This window comes from Pseudomonas sp. Irchel 3H7 (assembly GCF_900187605.1).
Lineage (GTDB): Bacteria > Pseudomonadota > Gammaproteobacteria > Pseudomonadales > Pseudomonadaceae > Aquipseudomonas.
The window spans coordinates 80,004-100,007 of the sequence record NZ_FYEA01000005.1; the positions used below are offsets into that span (position 1 = coordinate 80,004).

Annotated in this window: 16 protein-coding genes; 6 read left to right on the top strand and 10 right to left on the bottom strand. The window is 60.0% G+C overall.

What is annotated here, in order from left to right; translation table 11 throughout:
- Nucleotides 1-12: 12 nt before the first annotated feature.
- The 9 genes from CKW38_RS10775 to bioB form a co-directional block, all read right to left on the bottom strand.
- Nucleotides 13-1,809, bottom strand: coding sequence for an acyl-CoA dehydrogenase C-terminal domain-containing protein (locus CKW38_RS10775; protein WP_095112721.1), 1,797 nt, complete (start codon nt 1,807-1,809; stop codon nt 13-15).
- Between the two features lie 90 nt (nt 1,810-1,899).
- Nucleotides 1,900-3,189: a GGDEF domain-containing protein gene (locus CKW38_RS10780; RefSeq protein ID WP_007910051.1), complete on the bottom strand. Its 1,290-nt coding sequence runs from the start codon at nt 3,187-3,189 to the stop codon at nt 1,900-1,902.
- 192 nt (nt 3,190-3,381) lie between these two features.
- Complete coding sequence (locus CKW38_RS10785; protein ID WP_095112722.1) at nt 3,382-5,187, bottom strand: phenylacyl-CoA dehydrogenase; 1,806 nt, start codon at nt 5,185-5,187, stop codon at nt 3,382-3,384.
- A gap of 275 nt (nt 5,188-5,462) precedes the next feature.
- A complete protein-coding gene (locus CKW38_RS10790; RefSeq protein ID WP_007910046.1) occupies nt 5,463-5,759 on the bottom strand; it encodes a hypothetical protein in 297 nt (98 codons plus the stop codon).
- Nucleotides 5,760-5,866: 107 nt separating this feature from the next.
- Nucleotides 5,867-6,547, bottom strand: coding sequence for a dethiobiotin synthase (bioD, locus tag CKW38_RS10795; RefSeq protein ID WP_007910044.1), 681 nt, complete (start codon nt 6,545-6,547; stop codon nt 5,867-5,869).
- A complete protein-coding gene (gene bioC, locus CKW38_RS10800) occupies nt 6,544-7,353 on the bottom strand; it encodes a malonyl-ACP O-methyltransferase BioC (RefSeq protein ID WP_095112723.1) in 810 nt (269 codons plus the stop codon). Before bioC ends, bioD begins: the two co-directional genes overlap by 4 nt.
- The gene (locus CKW38_RS10805; RefSeq protein ID WP_095112724.1) at nt 7,346-8,077 is read right to left on the bottom strand and encodes an alpha/beta fold hydrolase; all 732 of its coding nucleotides are present in this window, start codon (nt 8,075-8,077) and stop codon (nt 7,346-7,348) included. The genes bioC and CKW38_RS10805 overlap by 8 nt, the downstream gene beginning before the upstream one ends.
- On the bottom strand, nt 8,070-9,248 hold the full coding sequence (bioF, locus tag CKW38_RS10810; RefSeq protein ID WP_095112725.1) for an 8-amino-7-oxononanoate synthase: 1,179 nt from the start codon (nt 9,246-9,248) through the stop codon (nt 8,070-8,072). Before bioF ends, CKW38_RS10805 begins: the two co-directional genes overlap by 8 nt.
- A 130-nt stretch (nt 9,249-9,378) precedes the next feature.
- Nucleotides 9,379-10,434: a biotin synthase BioB gene (gene bioB, locus CKW38_RS10815; protein WP_095112726.1), complete on the bottom strand. Its 1,056-nt coding sequence runs from the start codon at nt 10,432-10,434 to the stop codon at nt 9,379-9,381.
- Nucleotides 10,435-10,525: 91 nt separating this feature from the next.
- Here bioB and CKW38_RS10820 point away from each other — a divergent pair, with 91 nt between their 5' ends.
- From CKW38_RS10820 to rarD, 5 genes are all read left to right on the top strand, one after another.
- The gene (locus CKW38_RS10820; protein ID WP_095112727.1) at nt 10,526-11,260 is read left to right on the top strand and encodes a ComF family protein; all 735 of its coding nucleotides are present in this window, start codon (nt 10,526-10,528) and stop codon (nt 11,258-11,260) included.
- A 189-nt stretch (nt 11,261-11,449) separates the two neighbouring features.
- Nucleotides 11,450-12,214: a TOBE domain-containing protein gene (locus CKW38_RS10825; protein ID WP_095112728.1), complete on the top strand. Its 765-nt coding sequence runs from the start codon at nt 11,450-11,452 to the stop codon at nt 12,212-12,214.
- 70 nt (nt 12,215-12,284) lie between these two features.
- Nucleotides 12,285-14,186: a PhoX family phosphatase gene (locus CKW38_RS10830; RefSeq protein ID WP_007910026.1), complete on the top strand. Its 1,902-nt coding sequence runs from the start codon at nt 12,285-12,287 to the stop codon at nt 14,184-14,186.
- Nucleotides 14,187-14,356: 170 nt separating this feature from the next.
- Nucleotides 14,357-15,331 carry a serine/threonine protein kinase gene (locus tag CKW38_RS10835; protein WP_007910023.1) on the top strand — a complete coding sequence of 325 codons (975 nt, stop codon included), beginning with the start codon at nt 14,357-14,359 and terminating at the stop codon, nt 15,329-15,331.
- Nucleotides 15,332-15,491: 160 nt separating this feature from the next.
- Nucleotides 15,492-16,379 carry an EamA family transporter RarD gene (gene rarD / locus CKW38_RS10840; protein WP_007910020.1) on the top strand — a complete coding sequence of 296 codons (888 nt, stop codon included), beginning with the start codon at nt 15,492-15,494 and terminating at the stop codon, nt 16,377-16,379.
- A 223-nt stretch (nt 16,380-16,602) separates the two neighbouring features.
- Here rarD and CKW38_RS10845 read toward each other — a convergent pair whose 3' ends face one another.
- The gene (locus CKW38_RS10845) at nt 16,603-17,121 is read right to left on the bottom strand and encodes a glycine cleavage system protein R (protein ID WP_007910018.1); all 519 of its coding nucleotides are present in this window, start codon (nt 17,119-17,121) and stop codon (nt 16,603-16,605) included.
- A 505-nt stretch (nt 17,122-17,626) separates the two neighbouring features.
- Here CKW38_RS10845 and CKW38_RS10850 point away from each other — a divergent pair.
- The gene (locus CKW38_RS10850) at nt 17,627-19,804 is read left to right on the top strand and encodes a malate synthase G (RefSeq protein ID WP_095112729.1); all 2,178 of its coding nucleotides are present in this window, start codon (nt 17,627-17,629) and stop codon (nt 19,802-19,804) included.
- Nucleotides 19,805-20,004: the final 200 nt, after the last annotated feature.

The window sequence follows — 20,004 nt, forward strand, 5'->3', positions numbered from 1 at the left end:
TTTTTATCTTCTCTAAAGTGCAAACAACTCCGCAGACAGTTTCATCAGGCAATCACTCCCCGCCTCGATCGCCGCCCGATGCGCCGCCGTACGCGGCAACAAACGCTTGAAGTAGAACTCGCACGTCGCCAATTTCCCGCGCAGGTAATCCGCCTCACCCTCGCCCGCCTCCAGCTGCGCCTGCGCCACCAACGCCATGCGCAACCACAGATAACCGAGAATGATGTAACCGCTGTACATCAGGTAATCCACCGACGCCGCGCCCACTTCATCCGCGTTCTTCATGGCCGCCATGCCGACCTTCATGGTCAGGTCGCCCCACTGCTGGTTCAGCTCATTGAGCTGCGCAACGAAACTGCCCAGCTGCGGGTGCTCAGCGTTGGCCGCGCAGAACTTATGGACGATTTTGGTGAAACCGCGCAGCAACTTACCCTGACTGCCCAACACCTTGCGCCCGAGCAGGTCCAGCGCCTGAATACCGTTGGTGCCCTCGTAGATCGGCGCGATCCGACAGTCGCGAACCAACTGTTCCATGCCCCATTCACGAATGAAGCCGTGGCCACCGAATACCTGCATGCCGTGGTTGGTCACTTCCAGGCCGGTGTCGGTCATGAACGCTTTGCAGATCGGCGTGAGGAACGCCAACAAATCCTCGGCCTCCTGCCGTGCTTCGGCATCAGTGCTCAGATGCGCGACATCGAGCAACTGCGCGGTGAAGTAGGTCAGCGCCCGATTGCCTTCGTTAAAGGCTTTCATGGTCAACAACATGCGCCGCACGTCCGGGTGGACGATGATCGGGTCGGCGGCTTTGTCCGGGGCTTTGGCGCCCGTCAGTGAACGCATCTGCAAGCGGTCGTTGGCGTATTTGATGGCGCCCTGGAAACTCGCTTCACCCAAACACAAACCCTGCATCCCGGTGCCGAGCCGTGCGTGGTTCATCATGGTGAACATGCAGTTCAGGCCCTTGTTCGGCTCGCCGATCAGGTAACCCTTGGCGCCGTCGAAGTTGAGCACGCAAGTGGCCGAGGCCTTGATGCCCATCTTGTGTTCGATCGAACCGCAGGACACGCCGTTGCGCTCGCCTGCCTCACCCGCCGCATTCGGCAAGAATTTCGGCACGATAAACAGCGAAATCCCTTTGGTCCCGGCCGGCGCATCCGGCAACTTGGCCAACACCAGATGGATGATGTTATCGCTCATGTCGTGCTCGCCGGCGGAGATGAAAATCTTGCTGCCGGTGACCGCATAACTGCCGTCAGCCTGAGGCACGGCGCGGGTCTTGATGATGCCCAGGTCGGTGCCGCAGTGGGCTTCGGTCAGGCACATGGTGCCGGTCCACTGGCCGGCGGTGAGTTTGCTCAGGTAGGTGTCTTTTTGCTCAGCGCTGCCGTGAGCGTGGATCGCCGACATCGCGCCGTGGGTCAAGCCCGGGTACATGCCCCAAGAGGTATTGCTGGAGCCGACCATTTCGCTGATCACCAGCCCCAGCGAACTCGGCAAGCCCTGCCCGCCATAAGTCGGATCCGCCGCCAGACCGTGCCAGCCGCCCTCGACATATTGTGCGAAGGCTTGCTTGAAGCCTGTAGGCGTTGTCACCACACCGTTGTCGAAATGGCAGCCCTCTTCGTCACCGCTGCGATTGAGCGGCGCCAGAACGTTCTCGCAGAACTTCGCGCCTTCTTCAAGGATCGCGTTGATCATGTCCGGGCTGGCGTCGTGGGCGCCGAGGGCGGCGTAGTTGCTGTGAAAGTCGAAGACGTGGTCGATCAGAAAGCGCATGTCGCGCAGGGGAGCTTTGTACTCAGGCATGGTGGCTTCTCCGTCAGCAGTTTTCTCCAACCTACTGCCGGCCCCCACACCCCACAATCACTGTGCAGACGCTGAATGCGCCGTCATCACTCAACCTGCGGCAGCGTCCATGCGCACCGCGCCACGGCGGTTTTGTCCGTAGGCCATCACGCAATTACGCCCCGCGCCTTTAGCGGCGTAGAGTGCCTCGTCGGCAGACTTGAGCACTTGTTCCGGGTTGCGTTGCTCCACTCGTTCAGCGACGCCGATGCTCACCGTCACCGACACACTGGAGGCACCCGAGCCGGCGCGGCGCTGACGACCTTGCTGATCATCCTGCGGGCGGTTTTCCTGATTGCGCAGCTGAATGTTGTAGGACGCAATCGACTCGCGGATCACCTCAAGGTGCGGCATACACTCCTCAAGGGTTTTGCCTGCAAACACCAAGGCGAATTCCTCACCGCCATAGCGATACGCCCTACCGCCACCGCTGATTTTCGACAGTTTGCTGGCGACTAATCGCAGCACCTGGTCACCGACATCGTGGCCGTGGGTGTCGTTGAATTTTTTGAAGTGATCGACGTCACTCATCGCCAATACGTAGTTGCGACCAAGGCGTTGCATGCGTTCGTTGAGCGCGCGACGGCCCGGCAGACCGGTGAGTTCGTCGCGGAAGGCCATTTGATAAGCCTCGTGCGCAACCGCTGCGGCGATCATCAACATCACTTGGCTGCACATGATGTTCAGGGTGAACGGCAGGATGAAGGTTTTCGGCAGCATCCAGAACACGCCGAGCAGGCCAACCAATTGCGCCGCATGCAGCGGACGCGGATTGCGCCAGTATTGCCAGGCCAGTAGCAGGAACGCCGAAATAAACACCGGATAGGACAGCTGAATCAGACTCATCCACGCGCCGTGCAGCGCCGGCCAACGGATCTCCGACAGCCAGATCAGCAGCGCCTGGGGATAACTTTGTTCAAGTCCCAGCGCCACGCTGCCGAAGGCCAGCAAAACGGCGAAGCGCGCGACCATGTCCTGAAACAGATGCGTGCGCTCCTGCCACGCCGCAAACAGCCCAAACAACAACGGCAGCAATAAACAGACGAGATGGAAGACCACCGCAGCGTCTTCGCGGACCTTGCCGTTGTCGCGGTAATAGTCGGTCTGGGTGTCGAGCAAAAAGTAGGCGATGTACACCGTGAGCATCAGAAACAGTTCGCGCTGACGCCGGTAAACCGCGCAATAAGCGCCGCCCAGCAACAGCACCAAAGTCGGCAACACGTTGAACAGCGACGTGAAGAACACGCTGAGGTCTTTGACGTACGCAGCCGCCAACCCCGCAAGTAACAACAGCAGTGAAGGTAGGAAATGGCTGAAACGTACAGCGGAAGAACGCGGCAAGGGTAAAGCTCCGACCCGTCATATCAAAGAGATGGCATTGTGCCTGCAAAGTGCGGCCAAGCCCACACAATGTGACCCAGATCACACACTGTCTCTTTAACGGCCGGAAGCCCGACTATCTGAGCGATTCACTAACAAAAAAACCGCCGCCCCCTAACAGGAGCAGCGGTTTTCAAAAGACCGCGCTAAGACTTAGTAGCCCAGTGCGAAGTCTTCTTCTTTCATGTCCATCAGGTTGTTGGCGCCCGACAGCATGGTGGCCACGTGGGTACGGGTACGCGGCAGAATGCGCTGGAAGTAGAAGCGCGCGGTTTGCAGCTTGGCGGTGTAGAACGCCGCGTCGCCGGTGCCTTCGGCCAGCTTTTCAGCAGCCAGACGCGCCATGTCGGCCCAGAAGTAAGCCAGGCAGGCATAACCGGAGTACATCAGGTAGTCCACGGAAGCCGCACCGACTTCTTCGCGATCTTTCATGGCGGCCATACCGACCTTCATGGTCAGCTCGCCCCATTCCTTGTTGATCGCGGCCAGCGGTGCGACGAATTCTGCAACGGCTTCGTTGCCTTCGTTGTTCTGGCAGAACTTGTGGACGATCTTGGTGAAGCCTTTCAGGGCTTCGCCTTGAGTCATCAGCACTTTACGGCCCAGCAGGTCGAGTGCCTGGATACCGGTGGTGCCTTCGTACAGCATCGAAATGCGGCTGTCGCGAACGTTCTGCTCCATGCCCCACTCGGCGATGAAGCCGTGGCCGCCGTAGATCTGTACGCCGTGGTTAGCGGATTCGAAACCGACTTCGGTCATGAACGCTTTGGCGATCGGAGTCATGAAGGCCAGCAGTGCGTCAGCTTTCTTTTTCTCTTCTTCATCGACGCCGTATTTGACGATGTCGACCTGTTTGGCGGTGAAGTACACCATCGCACGGTTGCCTTCGGCGAACGCCTTCATGGTCAACAGCATGCGGCGTACATCCGGGTGCACGATGATCGGGTCAGCAGCTTTGTCCGGCGCTTTCGGGCCAGTCAGGGAGCGCATTTGCAGACGATCGCGAGCGTATTTCAAACCGCCCTGGAAACCGATTTCGGCGTGGGCCAAACCTTGCAGCGCGGTACCCAGTCGTGCGGTGTTCATAAAGGTGAACATGCAGTTCAGGCCTTTGTTCGCCGGGCCAATCAGGTAACCGGTGGCGCCGTCGAAGTTCATCACGCAGGTAGCGTTGCCGTGGATGCCCATCTTGTGTTCCAGCGAACCGCAGCTCACTGCGTTGCGTGCACCGACGGTGCCATCAGCATTCGGCATGAATTTCGGAACGATGAACAACGAGATGCCTTTGGTGCCAGCCGGTGCGTCCGGCAGGCGGGCCAGTACGATATGGACGATGTTGTCGGCCATATCGTGTTCACCGGCCGAGATGAAGATCTTGGTGCCGGAAACTTTGTAGGAGCCGTCGGCCTGAGGTTCGGCCTTGGTGCGCAGCATGCCCAGGTCGGTGCCGCAGTGCGGTTCGGTCAGGCACATGGTGCCGGTCCATTCGCCGGAAACCAGTTTGGTCAGATAGGCTTCTTGCTGCTCTGGAGTGCCGTGCTCGGAGATGGTGTTCATCGCGCCGTGCGACAGGCCTGGGTACATGCCCCACGACCAGTTGGCTTCGCCAACCATTTCGCTCACGGCCAGACCCAGCGACTCCGGCAGGCCTTGGCCGCCGTGCTCAACGTCGTGAGCCAGGCTTGGCCAGCCGCCTTCGACGAATTGCTTGTAAGCCTCTTTGAAGCCAGTCGGGGTTTTCACGCCGGACTCGCTCCAGGTGCAACCTTCGAGGTCGCCCACGCGGTTCAGCGGTGCCAGTACCTGCTCACAAAACTTGGCGCCTTCTTCGAGAATGGCGTCAACCATGTCCGGAGTTGCGTCTGCGCAAGCCGGAAGGCTCTGATAGTGCGCTTCGTAGCCGAGCAGTTCGTCACGAACGAAGCGAATATCACGCAAGGGGGCCTTGTAGTCAGGCATAGCGATAAACCTCTGCTGATGTAACCGGGAATGAACGACCGTGTTGATTTGTTGTGACGGTCAAACAGTTGTTTGAAACATACGTTTACGCCGAAATCTTGTCAAGCATCGATCTTTTGCCGTTCGTCATCAGAATTTTCAAACGCAGGGCACAGCAAACCGCCATGAGCTCGCACGAGTCACGGGTGCTGAAAAAAGATTAGTTGAGGGAGAAGGACTTACCATGAAAAACGCCGCGACAGGTCGCGGCGTTCAGCGTGCAGAAGACAGAAAAATCAGGCGAAGGTGTCGATGATCGTACCGAGCACTTCGTCGGAGGCTTTGGCGACCTTCACACCCAGCTCCGCTTGGATCTTGCCCTGAGACATCTCGACCATATTGCTGGCCAGATCCGATTGCTGGGCACGATCGACACCGCGTAGACGGTCAACCTGCACTTCGGAAGACTGGCTGGTCACCGAGCGTTCAATCGTATTATTGGCAATCTGGCTGGCCGCCTGATCGACGCGGTTCTGCCCGCTCTGAATCGAGCTCAGACCTGCGTAAAAAGCTGTGTTACCGGAGATTTCCATAACGGTTCTCATCCTTGGGAAGGATCAATGGCGCCATTGAAGCAGAGGCGTCAGAAAAACACCCGTCAAAAACACTAATGGCACAGTGCCTGCCCATAGAGAAAAGCTTAGTCGAGCAGATCCAGTTGCAAATGATCGGCCACCGCCTCTGCACTCAAGGCCTTGAGTTTCGGCACGCGCCCCAGGCACGGCGCCGGAATCCGCTCGGCCAACGTCGCGAGGTTTTCTTCCAGCCGCGAAGTCTTCGCATCGATGATATTCGCCACCCACCCGGCCAACTGCAGCCCATCACGGGCAATCGCTTCCGCCGTCAGCAAGGCATGACTGATGCAACCCAGCCGCACGCCTACCACCAGGATCACCGGCAGTTTCAAGGCAATCGCCAGATCCGACAAATTATCCTGATCCGCCAGCGGCACTCGCCAGCCGCCCGCGCCTTCGATCAAGGTGAAATCGGCATTCATTGCCAGAATCTCACGCATCGGCGCCAGCAACGATTGCACGGTCAACGCTACACCGGCCTCGCGCGCTGCCAGATGCGGAGCAATCGCCGGCTCGAACGCTACCGGATTGACCTGTTGATAAGTCAGCGGCAGCGAACATTCGGCCAACAGCGCCAACGCATCGGAATTGCGCAACCCCTTGGGCGTCACTTCGCACCCGGACGCCACCGGTTTGCCCGCCGCCGTACTCAAGCCCGCCGAACGAGCTGCATGCAGCAACCCGGCGGCAACGGTGGTCTTGCCGACATCGGTATCCGTTCCGGTGATGAAATAGGCTGCGCTCATACGGGTTTCTCCAACACGGCGTAGACCACCTGATAAGTCGCCGGCAACCCCGACGCCTCACGGAACTGCTCGTAAGCTTCAACCAAACCGAGAATCCGCGCCCGCCCGGTCAAACCGCCCGGCCGCCCCGGGTTCAGATTGTGCGCGCCCAAGGATTTCAATTCATGGGTCAGGCTGCGCACATCCGGGTAATGCAGCACGTGTGGTTGATTCTCCAGACTCAGCGTGCGCAAGCCACTGGCCGCACACAATTGCTGATAACGGGCGAACTCGCGGAAGCGGTTGACGTGCACCAGCCCGTCGACTTGCCGCCAGCTGTCGCGCAACTCAAACAGCGTCCCTACACAAAGACTAGCAAACGCAAAAATCCCACCCGGTTTCAGCACGCGAAAAGCTTCGCTGAGCACTGCATCGAAATCCGCACACCACTGCACCGCGAGGCTTGAGAAAATCAGGTCGCAGGTCGACTCCTGCAGCGGCAGCCGCTCCGCGTCGCCAGCAATGAAATGCTCGGCACCGCCCAGTGGCCGCGCATGCTCAAGCATGCCTTCGGCGATATCCAGCGCCAGACCATGGCCTTCAACAAAACGCGAGGCCAGCGCCCGGGTGAAATACCCCGTGCCGCAGCCCAGATCCAGCCAGCGCGCTGGTACGAAATCCACCGGCAAGCGCTGCAGCAATTGTGTACCGACATCACGTTGCAACTCGGCGACGCTGTCGTAACTGGCCGCCGCGCGAGAAAAAGAGGCTGCGACCTGACGCTTGTCAGGCAAGCCGCCAGGCAGCACAAGAGACAAATCAGTCATCACCGCACTCGTGTAGAAAAGCCTGGATAGCGCCCGCCAGTCCGTGGGGGTCTTCCAGAAGAAACGCATGACAGGCCTGTTCGATCAGACCTATTTCGATATCCGGCAACAGGGCGAACAACGCCCCCGCCGCTTCCGCCGGGACCAGGGCATCCTGTCCCGCGAACAGATGAAATTGCGGGCCGCGAAATGCTTGCAGGGCTTCGCGTGTGTCCATCTGCGCGAGCAATTCCAGTCCCGCCATCAATGCAGTCGGCGCAGTGTGCGGTGCGCCGCCCAACATCAATCGCGACAGGCCGCGCGGATCCTGCGCCCCCTGAGCACAGAGCAGCGAAAAACGTTTGAGGGTCATCCGCGGATCGGCCTGGCAACCGGCGAGAAACACATCGAACGTTTCGCCCGGCATCGCGTTCGGCCATTGTTCATGGGCGATAAAAGAAGGATTGCTCGCCAGCGTCAGCAACCCGCAGCAACGCTCGCCGCGGCGCGCCGCCAGTTCGGACGCAAGCATGCCGCCCAGCGACCAGCCACCGAGCCAGACGTCTTGAGGAATGTTTTCATCGAGTTCCTCGAGCCAGTCTTGCAGATCGCTGGAATCCAGCTCCGGCAGCGGCTCGATGTCGACTTTCAGATGTTCGTCGAGCCCCTGCAACGCCGCAGCCAGAGGCTCCATCGGCGACACACCGAGGCCCCAACCGGGCAGCAGAATCAGGCGATCACGCATGGCTTGGCTCCGACGACAGTTGGGCAAAGCAATCGGCCAGTCCCTCTAACAATAGCTGCACCTGCGCCTCGCTGTGGGCAGCGGTCAGGGTCACGCGCAAGCGAGCGCTGCCGGCGGGCACGGTCGGTGGGCGGATCGCCGTGACCATCAGGCCGCGCTCGCGCAACATCTGCGACAGCCGCACGGCGCGCCCGGCATCGCCAATCATGATCGGCTGAATCGGCGTGAAGCTGTCCATCAACTCCAGGCCAATCTGCTCGGCGCCATGGCGGAACTGACGGATCAGCGTTTGTAGATGTTCTCGACGCCAATGCTCAGTGCGCAGTAGCTCCAGACTTTTCAGCGTTGCGCAGGCCAGCGCCGGTGGCTGACTGGTGGTGTAGATATACGGACGGGCGAACTGGATCAGGCTTTCGATCAGCTCTTCGCTGCCCGCGACGAACGCGCCAGCGGTGCCGAACGCTTTACCGAGGGTGCCGACCAGCACCGGCACGTCCTCCTGACTCAAACCGAAATGCTCGACAATCCCGCCGCCATTTGCACCCAGCGGCCCGAAACCGTGAGCGTCATCGACCATCAGCCACGCGCCTTTGGCCTTGGCTTCGCGGGCCAATGCCGGCAGATCAGCGAGGTCGCCGTCCATGCTGAACACGCCATCGGTGACGACCAACGTATTGCCGGTGGCTTTCTCCAGACGTTTGGCCAGGCTCACCGCGTCGTTGTGCAGATAGCGATTGAAACGCGCGCCGGACAACAGACCCGCATCCAGTAACGAGGCGTGATTGAGCCGATCCTCCAGCACCGTATCGCCCTGCCCGACCAGCGCCGTGACGGCGCCGAGATTGGCCATGTAGCCGGTGGTGAACAACAGCGCACGCGGACGCCCGGTGAGATCGGCCAACGCTTCTTCCAGTGCGTGATGCGGGCCGCTGTGGCCGATCACCAGATGCGAGGCGCCACCACCGACACCCCAACGTTCAGCGCCGGCGCGCCAGGCTTCGATCACTTGCGGGTGATTGGCCAGACCGAGGTAATCGTTATTGCAGAACGCGAGTAGCGGTTTGCCGTCGACCACCACTTGCGGCCCCTGCGGGGACTCGAGCAGCGGTCGCTGGCGATAGAGGTTTTCGGCACGACGGGCAGCAAGGCGTGCGGCGAGATCGAAAGACATGCAGGCCTCACATCTGAAAAATGACTGTGTAGGAGCTGCCGAAGGCTGCGATCTTTTGATGTTGTTTTTTAAAAGACAAGATCAAAAGATCGCAGCCTTCGGCAGCTCCTACATGGAATCCGTATGGCGATCAGACGGCGGCGTTGTAGAACTGCTCGCTGCTCTTCTGCTCCACCAGCGCCTGCTCGATCGCCGCCTGGTGCACCTCATCGGCATGCTCTTCACGCGCTTCCGGCTGAATGCCCAGACGCGCAAACAGTTGCATGTCCTTGTCCGCCTGCGGGTTGGCGGTGGTCAGCAACTTGTCGCCGTAGAAAATCGAGTTGGCCCCAGCAAAGAATGCGAGGGCCTGCATCTGCTCGTTCATCGCTTCGCGGCCGGCGGACAGGCGCACGTGGGATTGCGGCATGAGGATGCGCGCCACGGCGAGCATGCGGATGAAGTCGAACGGGTCGACGTCTTCGGCGTTTTCCAGTGGCGTACCGGCGACTTTCACCAGCATGTTGATCGGCACCGATTCCGGATGCTCCGGCAGGTTGGCCAACTGGATCAGCAGATTGGCGCGGTCATCCAGCGATTCACCCATACCGAGGATGCCGCCGGAGCAGATCTTCATTCCCGACTCACGCACGTAAGCCAGGGTCTGCAGACGCTCGCTGTAAGTACGGGTGGTGATGATGCTGCCGTAGAACTCGGGCGACGTGTCGAGGTTGTGGTTGTAGTAATCGAGACCGGCCTTGGCCAGTGCTTCGGTCTGGTCCTGGTCGAGACGGCCAAGAGTCATGCAGGTTTCCAGGCCCATGGCCTTTACGCCTTCAACCATTTTCAGCACGTATGGCATGTCTTTGGCCGACGGATGCTTCCACGCCGCGCCCATGCAAAAACGTGTCGAGCCGATTGCCTTGGCGCGTGCTGCCTCTTCGAGGACCTTCTGCACTTCCATCAGCTTTTCTTTTTCCAGGCCGGTGTTGTAGTGACCGGACTGCGGGCAGTACTTGCAGTCTTCCGGGCAGGCGCCGGTCTTGATCGACAGCAGGGTCGAAACCTGAACGCGGTTGGCGTTGAAATGTGCGCGGTGCACCGTTTGCGCCTGGAACAGCAAGTCGTTGAATGGCTGTACGAAGAGTGCTTTGACTTCGGCCAGAGACCAGTCGTGACGCAGGGTGGCGGTGGTGCTCGCGCTCATGGGTAGTTCCTTGGTTATGCTTGGCTGGCGGCTGCGGGAATGGAATACCCACAGGCGCGACACGGATGTTCGGCATATTTAAGGAAGAGTCATGCGCTGTCAACCACGATACGAAGGACCGGTTTACATCTGTTTAAATAATGTACAAACCTGCCTGCTTTGCGATGAGCCGGCAGAAGCAGAAATGCCAATTTGCGTGGCTTGCGAAACTGATCTGCCCTGGCTCGGCGACCACTGCCAGACCTGCGCCTTGCCACTCCTCGCCGCGGGCCTGACCTGCGGCGAGTGCCTGCTAGAGCCGCCGGCGTTCGAACTGGTGGTGGTGCCGTGGCAGTATGGCTTCCCCGTCGACAGTTTGATTACGCGCTTTAAACACAACGCAAAATGGCCGTTTGGCCACCTGCTCGCCGACGTTCTCGGGCAATACCTGCAACATCGCTTCGATGAGGGTTTGCCACGGCCTGATGCGTTGTTGCCGGTACCGCTGGCGAATAAACGCCTGCGTCAACGCGGGTTCAACCAGGCAGCTATGTTGGCGCGGTGGTTGAGTGAGTCGCTGGATCTGCCGTGTGAAGAAACGGTTCTGCGCCGAGTCAAGGACACCGATGCCCAGCAGTCGCTCGACGCCAAATCGCGTAAACGTAATCTGCGCAATGCCTTCGACCTCATGCCGGATGCGCAGGTAAAAAACCGACATCTCGCGCTGGTTGATGACGTATTGACCACCGGCGCTACCGCACAGGCTCTCGCCCGGTTGCTGATGAACGCTGGCGCCGCGCGGGTCGATGTCTATTGCCTGGCGCGCACGCCAAAGCCTGGAAGCTGAAGTCGACACAATCCCCCTGTGGGAATGAGCCTGCTCGCGATAGCGTCATCATTGCCAACATTTATGCTGACTGATCCACCGCCATCGCGAGCAGGCTCACTCCTACAATGGATTTGGGTTCGGCTTGACTCTCGCGTTGCGAGCGGCCAACTTCCACGTCCACCGCCACAGCAAAAAAGCACCCCATCCATGTCCATGCCGTCCCTGTTGTCCCAGCACATCGTCCGCCGTCCGCAGCGCATCGCCCTGCTGCAACACATCGCCGAACAGGGCTCGATCACCCGCGCCGCAAAAAGCGCCGGCCTGAGTTACAAAGCGGCGTGGGATGCCATCGATGAGCTGAACAATCTGGCGCAAAAACCATTGGTCGAGCGTGCCGTCGGTGGCAAGGGTGGCGGCGGCGCGAAACTGTCCAGCGAAGGCGAGCGCGTTTTGCGCCTGTATCAGAAGCTGCAAGCCTTGCAGGCCCAAGTGCTGGAAGCGGCGGAAGATGCCAGCGATCTGGATCTGCTCGGTCGTTTGATGCTCAGAACCAGCGCGCGCAACCAGTTGCACGGCAAAGTCGTGGCGATCGAAGCGCAGGGCCGCAATGACCTGATCCGCCTCGAACTGGCCGAAGGTCTGTGCCTCGACGCGCAGATCACCCACGACAGCACCGTGCATCTGGAACTACAAACCGGTACCGAAGTGGTGGCGCTGATCAAGGCCGGCTGGCTGGAATTGCTCGGCACCGAGCAATCTGCAACGTCTGGTCACAATCTTCTGAAGGGCACTATCGAAGCGATTCTCGACGCCGAGGACGGCCCCAGCGAAGTACGGATTACCCTGCCCAACGGCCATACCCTCTGCGCCTTGGCTGAGCCGCTCGATTTGCGCACGCGCGGGCTGACCGTCGAGCAACCGGTGCAGGTGCAGTTTTCGCCGTCCAATGTGCTGATCGGCACGCCGCTGTAATCAGGCGCTGCAACGAAAGCGTCATCGACGCTCATTAAGGTAGCTGCCAAAACCAAGCAGGGAGCCTGATGTGAGCCTATTAGAAGAAAACCAATCCACTGATCTGGAAAAGATGGTCGGCCTCAGCCGTCGTGGTTTCATCGGCGCCGGTGCGCTGTGCGGCGCGGCGATGTTCCTCGGTGGCAGTCTGTTGAGCCGCAGCGCGCTGGCCACCGGCGTCAGCGCCGGCAACAGCCGCCTGCTCGGTTTCGAGAGCATTCCCGCTGCGACCACCGATGTCATCACGCTGCCCAAAGGCTACAAGTCTTCGGTGCTGATCAGTTGGGGCCAGCCATTGCAGAAAAATGGCCCGGCCTTCGACCCGAGCGGCAACGGCACCGCAGCCGCACAGGAAGTGCAGTTCGGCGACAACAACGACGGCATGAGCCTGTTCGCCTTCCCCGACGACCGCAATCGCGCGTTGATGGCGATCAACAACGAATACACCAACTACCGCTACCTCTACCCGCACGGCGGCATGCCGCAATCGGCCGAAGACGTGCGCAAGGCACTGGCCTGCGAAGGCGTGTCGGTGATCGAAGTGCAGCGCAAGAACGGTCAGTGGCAGTTCGTTCAAGGCTCGCGTTACAACCGCCGCATTCACGGCAACTCGCCGCTGCGCATCAGCGGCCCGGCGGCCGGTCATGACCTGATGAAAACCGCGGCCGACAAGCACGGCAAGAAAGTCCTCGGCACGTTCCAGAACTGCGCCAACGGTAAAACGCCGTGGGGCACTTACCTGACCTGCGAAGAAAACTTCACCGACTGCTTCGGCAGCAGCAACGCCCAGCAGCAGTTCGACCCGGCGCAAAAGCGCTACGGCGTCTCGGTCGCCAGCCGCGAGATCAACTGGCACCCGTACGATCCGCGCTTCGACATGGCGAAAAACCCCAACGAACTCAACCGTCACGGCTGGGTGGTCGAGATCGATCCGTTCGATCCGCAATCGACTCCGGTCAAACGCACGGCACTGGGCCGCTTCAAACATGAAAACGCCGCCCTGGCCGAGACCGACGACGGTCGCGCCGTGGTGTACATGGGCGACGACGAGCGTGGCGAATTCATCTACAAATTCGTCAGCCGCGACCGCATCAACCACCGCAACGCCAAGGCCAACCGCGACATCCTCGACCACGGCACCTTGTACGTAGCGAAATTCGACAACGGCGACAGCAACCCCGATCACCCGAAAGGCCAGGGCCAGTGGATCGAGCTGACCCACGGCAAAAACGGCATCGACGCCAGCAGCGGTTTCGCCGATCAGGCTGAAGTGCTGATCCATGCGCGCCTTGCCGCCAGCGTGGTTGGCGCAACGCGCATGGACCGTCCGGAATGGATCGTCGTCAGCCCGAAGGACGGCCAGGTCTATTGCACCCTGACCAACAACGCCAAGCGCGGCGAGGACGGGCAACCGGTGGGCGGACCGAACCCGCGCGAGAAGAACGTCTACGGGCAGATCCTGCGCTGGCGCACCGACCGCGACGATCACGCGTCGAAGTCGTTTGCCTGGGATCTGTTTGTGGTCGCCGGCAATCCGGGCGTACATGCCGGAACGCCGAAGGGTGGCTCGAAGAACATCACCCCGCAGAACATGTTCAACAGCCCGGATGGCTTGGGCTTCGACAAGGCCGGACGCTTGTGGATTCTCACCGATGGCGACTCCAGTAACGCTGGGGACTTTGCCGGGATGGGCAATAACCAGATGCTTTGCGCCGATCCGAAGACCGGTGAAATTCGTCGGTTCATGGTCGGGCCGATTGGTTGTGAAGTGACGGGCATCAGCTTCTCGCCGGATCAGAAAACCCTGTTTGTCGGGATTCAGCATCCGGGGGAGAACGGTGGTTCGACCTTCCCTGAGCATTTGCCGAATGGCAAGCCGCGGTCTTCGGTGATGGCGATTACTCGCGAGGATGGTGGAATCGTCGGCGCCTGACAGGCCCTCATCGCGAGCAGGCTCACTTCTACATTTGGAATGCGTGCGTTCCCCTGTGGGAGTGAGCCTGCTCGCGATGGCGTCAGCACAGACACCAACCAACTCCCCCGCTGCCATCTGCGCTACCATGCTGGGCCGGACGCGGCAGCCTGCTGCGCGCAGGAGTCAGCATGGCCCACCCGTTTGAAACCCTCACCCCCGACCTCGTGCTTGATGCCGTTGAAAGCATCGGCTTCCTCAGTGATGCACGCATTCTGGCGCTCAACAGCTACGAAAACCGCGTCTATCAGGTCGGCATCGAAGACTCCGAACCGCTGATCGCCAAGTTCTATCGCCCGCAGCGCTGGACCAACGAAGCCATCCTCGAAGAACACAAGTTCACCTTCGAGCTGGCCGACGTCGACATTCCGGTCGTGGCGCCGCTGATCCATAACGGCGAAACCCTGCACGAGCATGCCGGTTTCCGCTTCACCCTGTTCCCGCGGCGCGGCGGCCGTGCGCCGGAGCCGGGCAATCTTGATCAGCTGTATCGCCTCGGCCAGTTGCTCGGGCGCATTCACGCGGTCGGCGCGACCAAGCCGTTCGAACACCGTGAAGCCCTCGCCGTGCAGAACTTCGGCCACGCCTCACTGAACACCTTGCTGGAAGGCAACTTCATTCCGAAAAGCCTGCTGCCGGCCTACGAGTCCGTCGCCCGCGACCTGCTTAAACGCGTGGAAGATGCCTACGCCAACACGCCACACCAGAACATCCGCATGCACGGCGACTGCCACCCCGGCAACATGATGTGCCGCGACGAAATGTTCCACATCGTCGACCTCGACGACTGCCGCATGGGCCCGGCGGTACAGGACATCTGGATGATGCTCGCCGGTGATCGCCAGGAATGCCTGGGGCAGTTGTCGGAGTTGATGGATGGCTACAACGAGTTTCACGACTTCGACCCGCGTGAGCTGGCGCTGATCGAACCGCTGCGCGCCTTGCGTCTGATGCACTACAGCGCCTGGCTCGCGCGGCGCTGGGATGACCCGGCGTTCCCGCACAGCTTTCCGTGGTTCGGCACCGAGCGTTATTGGGGTGATCAGGTCCTGGCGTTGCGTGAGCAGCTATCAGCGCTTAACGAAGAACCTTTGAAGTTGTTCTGAATTAAAGATCAAAAGATCGCAGCCTTCGGCAGCTCCTACATGGATCGCATTCCCCTGTAGGAGCTGCCGAAGGCTGCGATCTTTTCGCTTTCTGACACGACACATCTATACGACCTCCTTACAATCCCTCCTTTGTTAGCTGCCTAAGCAAGGATTCTGCATGCAAGCCGCCAACCCGCGTCGCGGGTACATTCTGGGCCTGAGTGCCTACATCATCTGGGGCCTGTTCCCGATCTACTTCAAAGCCATCGCCGAGGTTCCGGCGGTCGAGATCATCATCCATCGGGTGTTGTGGTCGGCGCTGTTTGGTGCGCTGTTGCTGATGGTGTGGAAACACCCGGGCTGGTTGCGCGAGTTGCTCGACAATCCCAAGCGACTGGCGATTCTGGCCTTGAGCGGAACGCTGATCGCGGCCAACTGGCTGACCTACGTGTGGTCGGTAAACAACGGGCGCATGCTTGAAGCGAGTCTCGGTTACTACATCAACCCGTTGGTAAACGTGCTCTTGGGCATGTTGATTCTTGGCGAACGCTTGCGCCGGATGCAGTGGATCGCGGTCGGTCTGGCAGCGGTCGGCGTGGCGCAACAGGTGTGGCAGGTCGGCAGTCTGCCGTGGGTGTCGCTGGTGCTGGCGCTGACGTTCGGCTTCTACGGTCTGATCCGCAAACAGGCGCCAGTCAAAGCGTTGCCGGGGCTGGTGGTGGAAACCTGGATGCTGGTGCCGATCGCGATTGCCTGGCTGCTCTTCAACCAGACCGCGACCAGTGCGCAACCGGAGTTCTGGACCACGTCCCAAGCCTGGTGGCTGGTGGCGGCCGGTCCGGTGACATTGGTGCCGCTGGTGTGCTTCAACGCCGCCACGCGCCACTTGCCTTACACCACCATCGGCTTCCTGCAATACCTGGCGCCGACCCTGGTGCTGCTGCAAGCGGTGTTGCTGTTCGGTGAGCACTTGTCGTCGAGCACGTTAGTCGCGTTTATCTTCATTTGGGCCGGTCTGGCCGTTTACAGCGTCGATGCCGTGATCAGTTTGCGCCGGCGCAGCTGATCAAAAAACGCACAAACCCTCACAGGCCACGGTTCTCGTGGCCTGCATCGTTCCTTCCCAAGGTTATCCACAGCGTGATCCCCGCCGTTTGTGTGCAAGTCACTGAATGTTGGCGGTTTTTTGATCAACTCCAGTAAAGCCACGGCGGGCCTGGCGATGCGGGCAGTCTCTACAGGTTATCCACAGGCAGGTGCACGTTTAAACTGGATAACCCGGTCAGCGCTTAAACGTCTGTGCGTAACACCAGTTCGACCATCAGATCGTCGGCCAGGGTTTCCAGGCGCGACTGCAAGACGTCGAGCGACAAGGTCAGTGGCACTGCAAGAATCGCCTCAGCGTGGAACAGCGGTTCACTGCTCATCGGTGCCGGGCGCACTTCCGTCACCAGCCGCTCAAGGTTGACGCCTTGCTCGCTCAACAGCCGGGTGATGTCGCGCACGATGCCGGGACGATCATTGCCCACCAACTCCATGGCGATCGGTTTCCAGGTGCAAGACTGCTCGATACCACTCTCGGCAATCAATACGCGGATGCCATGCGTCGACAGTGCTTGTAGGGAATCGACTAATTCGTCGTAAGCCTCCGCTGGCACGCCCACCCGAAGAATGCCCGCAAACTGCCCGGCCATCCGCGACATGCGGCTTTCCAGCCAGTTACCGCCATGCTCGGCGATGCATTGGGCGATACGCTCGACCTGCCCGGGCTTGTCCGGGGCGAATACGGTGAGTACGAGATGGTCCATGGCGTCGCCCTCTTGTCATGACTTTTGTTATAGAAGGGGAAGTATAGGCAAGGGTCGAATTTGCGTTGAGGCGACCGACGCTTTCGCGAGCAGGCTCGCTCCCACATAAACCGGTGCCATAGCAGCCAAATACCATTTATGTGTACAACTTTTTATATTTAGCTGGAACAATCCAATGGTTTTTTGAGAACATCCCGTTCCGCGATGTGACCGCAATGCGACATGAGGTCGCAGAACGACGTAATTAGTCTGATTTTCACAAGCGCAACTCATCATGTAGTATGCCGCAGCGCGCACTACATAACGCTGGATCGATGTCTGCCCAAGGCCTGTTCGCAACCCTGAAAGCCCCGTCAGCAAGGCCCCCAAGCCGTTGATTGGTCCCAGCCCAGCCGCCCGCAATGGCATGTACTGGTCGGCAGGTTTGTGGTTTAAATGGCCAGAGGCTTCATTGTCAAAATTGAAGAGCTGAAAAGCGAAATAGCTGAGCAGAGTGAGGCAAGCAATGACTGAACACGTTCAAGTCGGTGGCCTGCAGGTCGCCAAAGTCCTGTTCGACTTCGTGAACAACGAAGCCATTCCCGGTACCGGCCTCACCGCCGACAAATTCTGGGAAGGTGCCGACAAGGTCATTCATGACCTGGCGCCGAAGAACAAAGCCCTACTCGCCAAACGCGATGACTTCCAGGCTCGTATCGATGCCTGGCATCAGGAACGCAACGGTCAGGCGCACGACGCCGTGGCCTATAAAGCCTTCCTGCAAGAAATCGGTTATCTGCTGCCAGAAGCGGCTGATTTCCAGGCAACGACACAAAACGTCGATGATGAAATCGCCCGCACCGCCGGCCCACAACTTGTTGTGCCGGTGATGAACGCCCGCTTCGCTCTCAATGCCTCGAACGCCCGCTGGGGTTCGCTGTATGACGCCCTCTACGGCACCGACGCGATCAGCGAAGACGGTGGCGCGGAAAAAGGCAAAGGCTACAACAAGGTGCGTGGCGACAAAGTCATCGCCTTCGCCCGTGCGTTCCTCGACGAAGCTGCGCCATTGGCGGCTGGCTCCCACGTTGATTCGACCGCCTACAAAATCGCTGACGGCAAACTGCTGGTCACCCTCAAGGGCGGCAGCAACACTGGCCTGCGCGATGACGCTCAGCTGATCGGTTTCCAGGGCGACGCCAACGCGCCAATCGCCATCTTGCTGAAACACAACGGTCTGCACTTCGAAATCCAGGTCGACGCTACTACCCCGGTTGGCCAGACCGACCCGGCCGGCGTCAAAGACATCCTGATGGAAGCGGCCCTGACCACCATCATGGACTGCGAAGACTCCGTGGCCGCCGTCGATGCTGACGACAAAGTGGTGATCTACCGCAACTGGCTCGGCCTGATGAAGGGCGACCTGTCGGAGTCCGTGTCCAAGGGCGGTCAGACCTTCACCCGCACCATGAACCCGGATCGCACCTACACCGCGCCGAATGGCGGTGAAGTGACGTTGCACGGTCGTTCGCTGCTGTTCGTGCGTAACGTCGGTCACCTGATGACCATCGACGCGATCCTCGACAAAGACGGCAACGAAGTGCCGGAAGGCATCCTCGACGGTCTGGTCACTTGCCTCGCGGCGATGCACAACCTCAACGGCAACACCTCGCGTCGCAACACCCGCACCGGTTCCGTGTACATCGTTAAACCGAAGATGCACGGCCCGGAAGAAGCAGCGTTCACCAACGAGCTGTTCGGCCGCATCGAAGACGTGCTGGGCCTGAAGCGCAATACGCTGAAAGTCGGGATCATGGACGAGGAACGCCGTACCACGGTCAACCTCAAGGCCTGCATCAAAGCGGCCAGCGAGCGCGTTGTGTTCATCAACACCGGATTCCTCGACCGTACCGGCGACGAAATCCACACCTCCATGGAAGCCGGCCCGGTTGTGCGCAAGGCCGACATGAAGACTGAGAAGTGGATCGGCGCCTATGAAAACTGGAACGTCGATATTGGTCTGAGCACCGGCCTGCAAGGTCGTGCGCAAATCGGTAAAGGCATGTGGGCCATGCCCGACCTGATGGCCGCGATGCTCGAGCAGAAAATCGCGCACCCGCTGGCCGGCGCCAATACCGCTTGGGTACCGTCGCCAACGGCTGCTGCGCTGCACGCGCTGCATTATCACAAGGTCGACGTGTTCGCCCGTCAGGCCGAACTGGCCAAACGTGCTCGTGCTTCGGTGGACGACATCCTGACCATCCCGCTGGCGGTCAACCCGAACTGGACGCCAGAGCAAATCAAGAACGAACTGGACAACAATTCCCAGGGCATTCTCGGTTACGTGGTGCGTTGGATTGACCAGGGTGTTGGCTGCTCGAAAGTACCGGACATCAACGACGTCGGCCTGATGGAAGACCGTGCCACGCTGCGTATCTCCAGCCAGCACATCGCCAACTGGCTGCGCCACGGTGTGGTGACCGAAGTGCAAGTGATGGAAAGCCTCAAGCGCATGGCGCCGGTGGTGGATCGTCAGAACGCCAACGACCCGCTGTACCGTCCGCTGGCACCGAACTTCGACAGCAACATCGCCTTCCAGGCGGCGGTCGAACTGGTGGTTGAAGGTACCAAGCAGCCGAATGGCTACACCGAGCCGGTGCTGCACCGTCGTCGTCGCGAGTTCAAGAAGGCCAACGGCCTGTAACTTGCGCTGAATGCCGGACATGAAAAAGCCCTGATCGAGAGATCAGGGCTTTTTTGTTTGTGTGGTGTGGGCTGGTATTTGTGGAGGGCTTGAGATCCATCCCCCTCACCCCAGCCCTCTCCCCCAAGGGGTAGAGGGGGAAAGGGAGCAGATTGGGGAAGCTTCAAGTTCTGAGTTCGACTCGGTAATTTCAAGTCGGT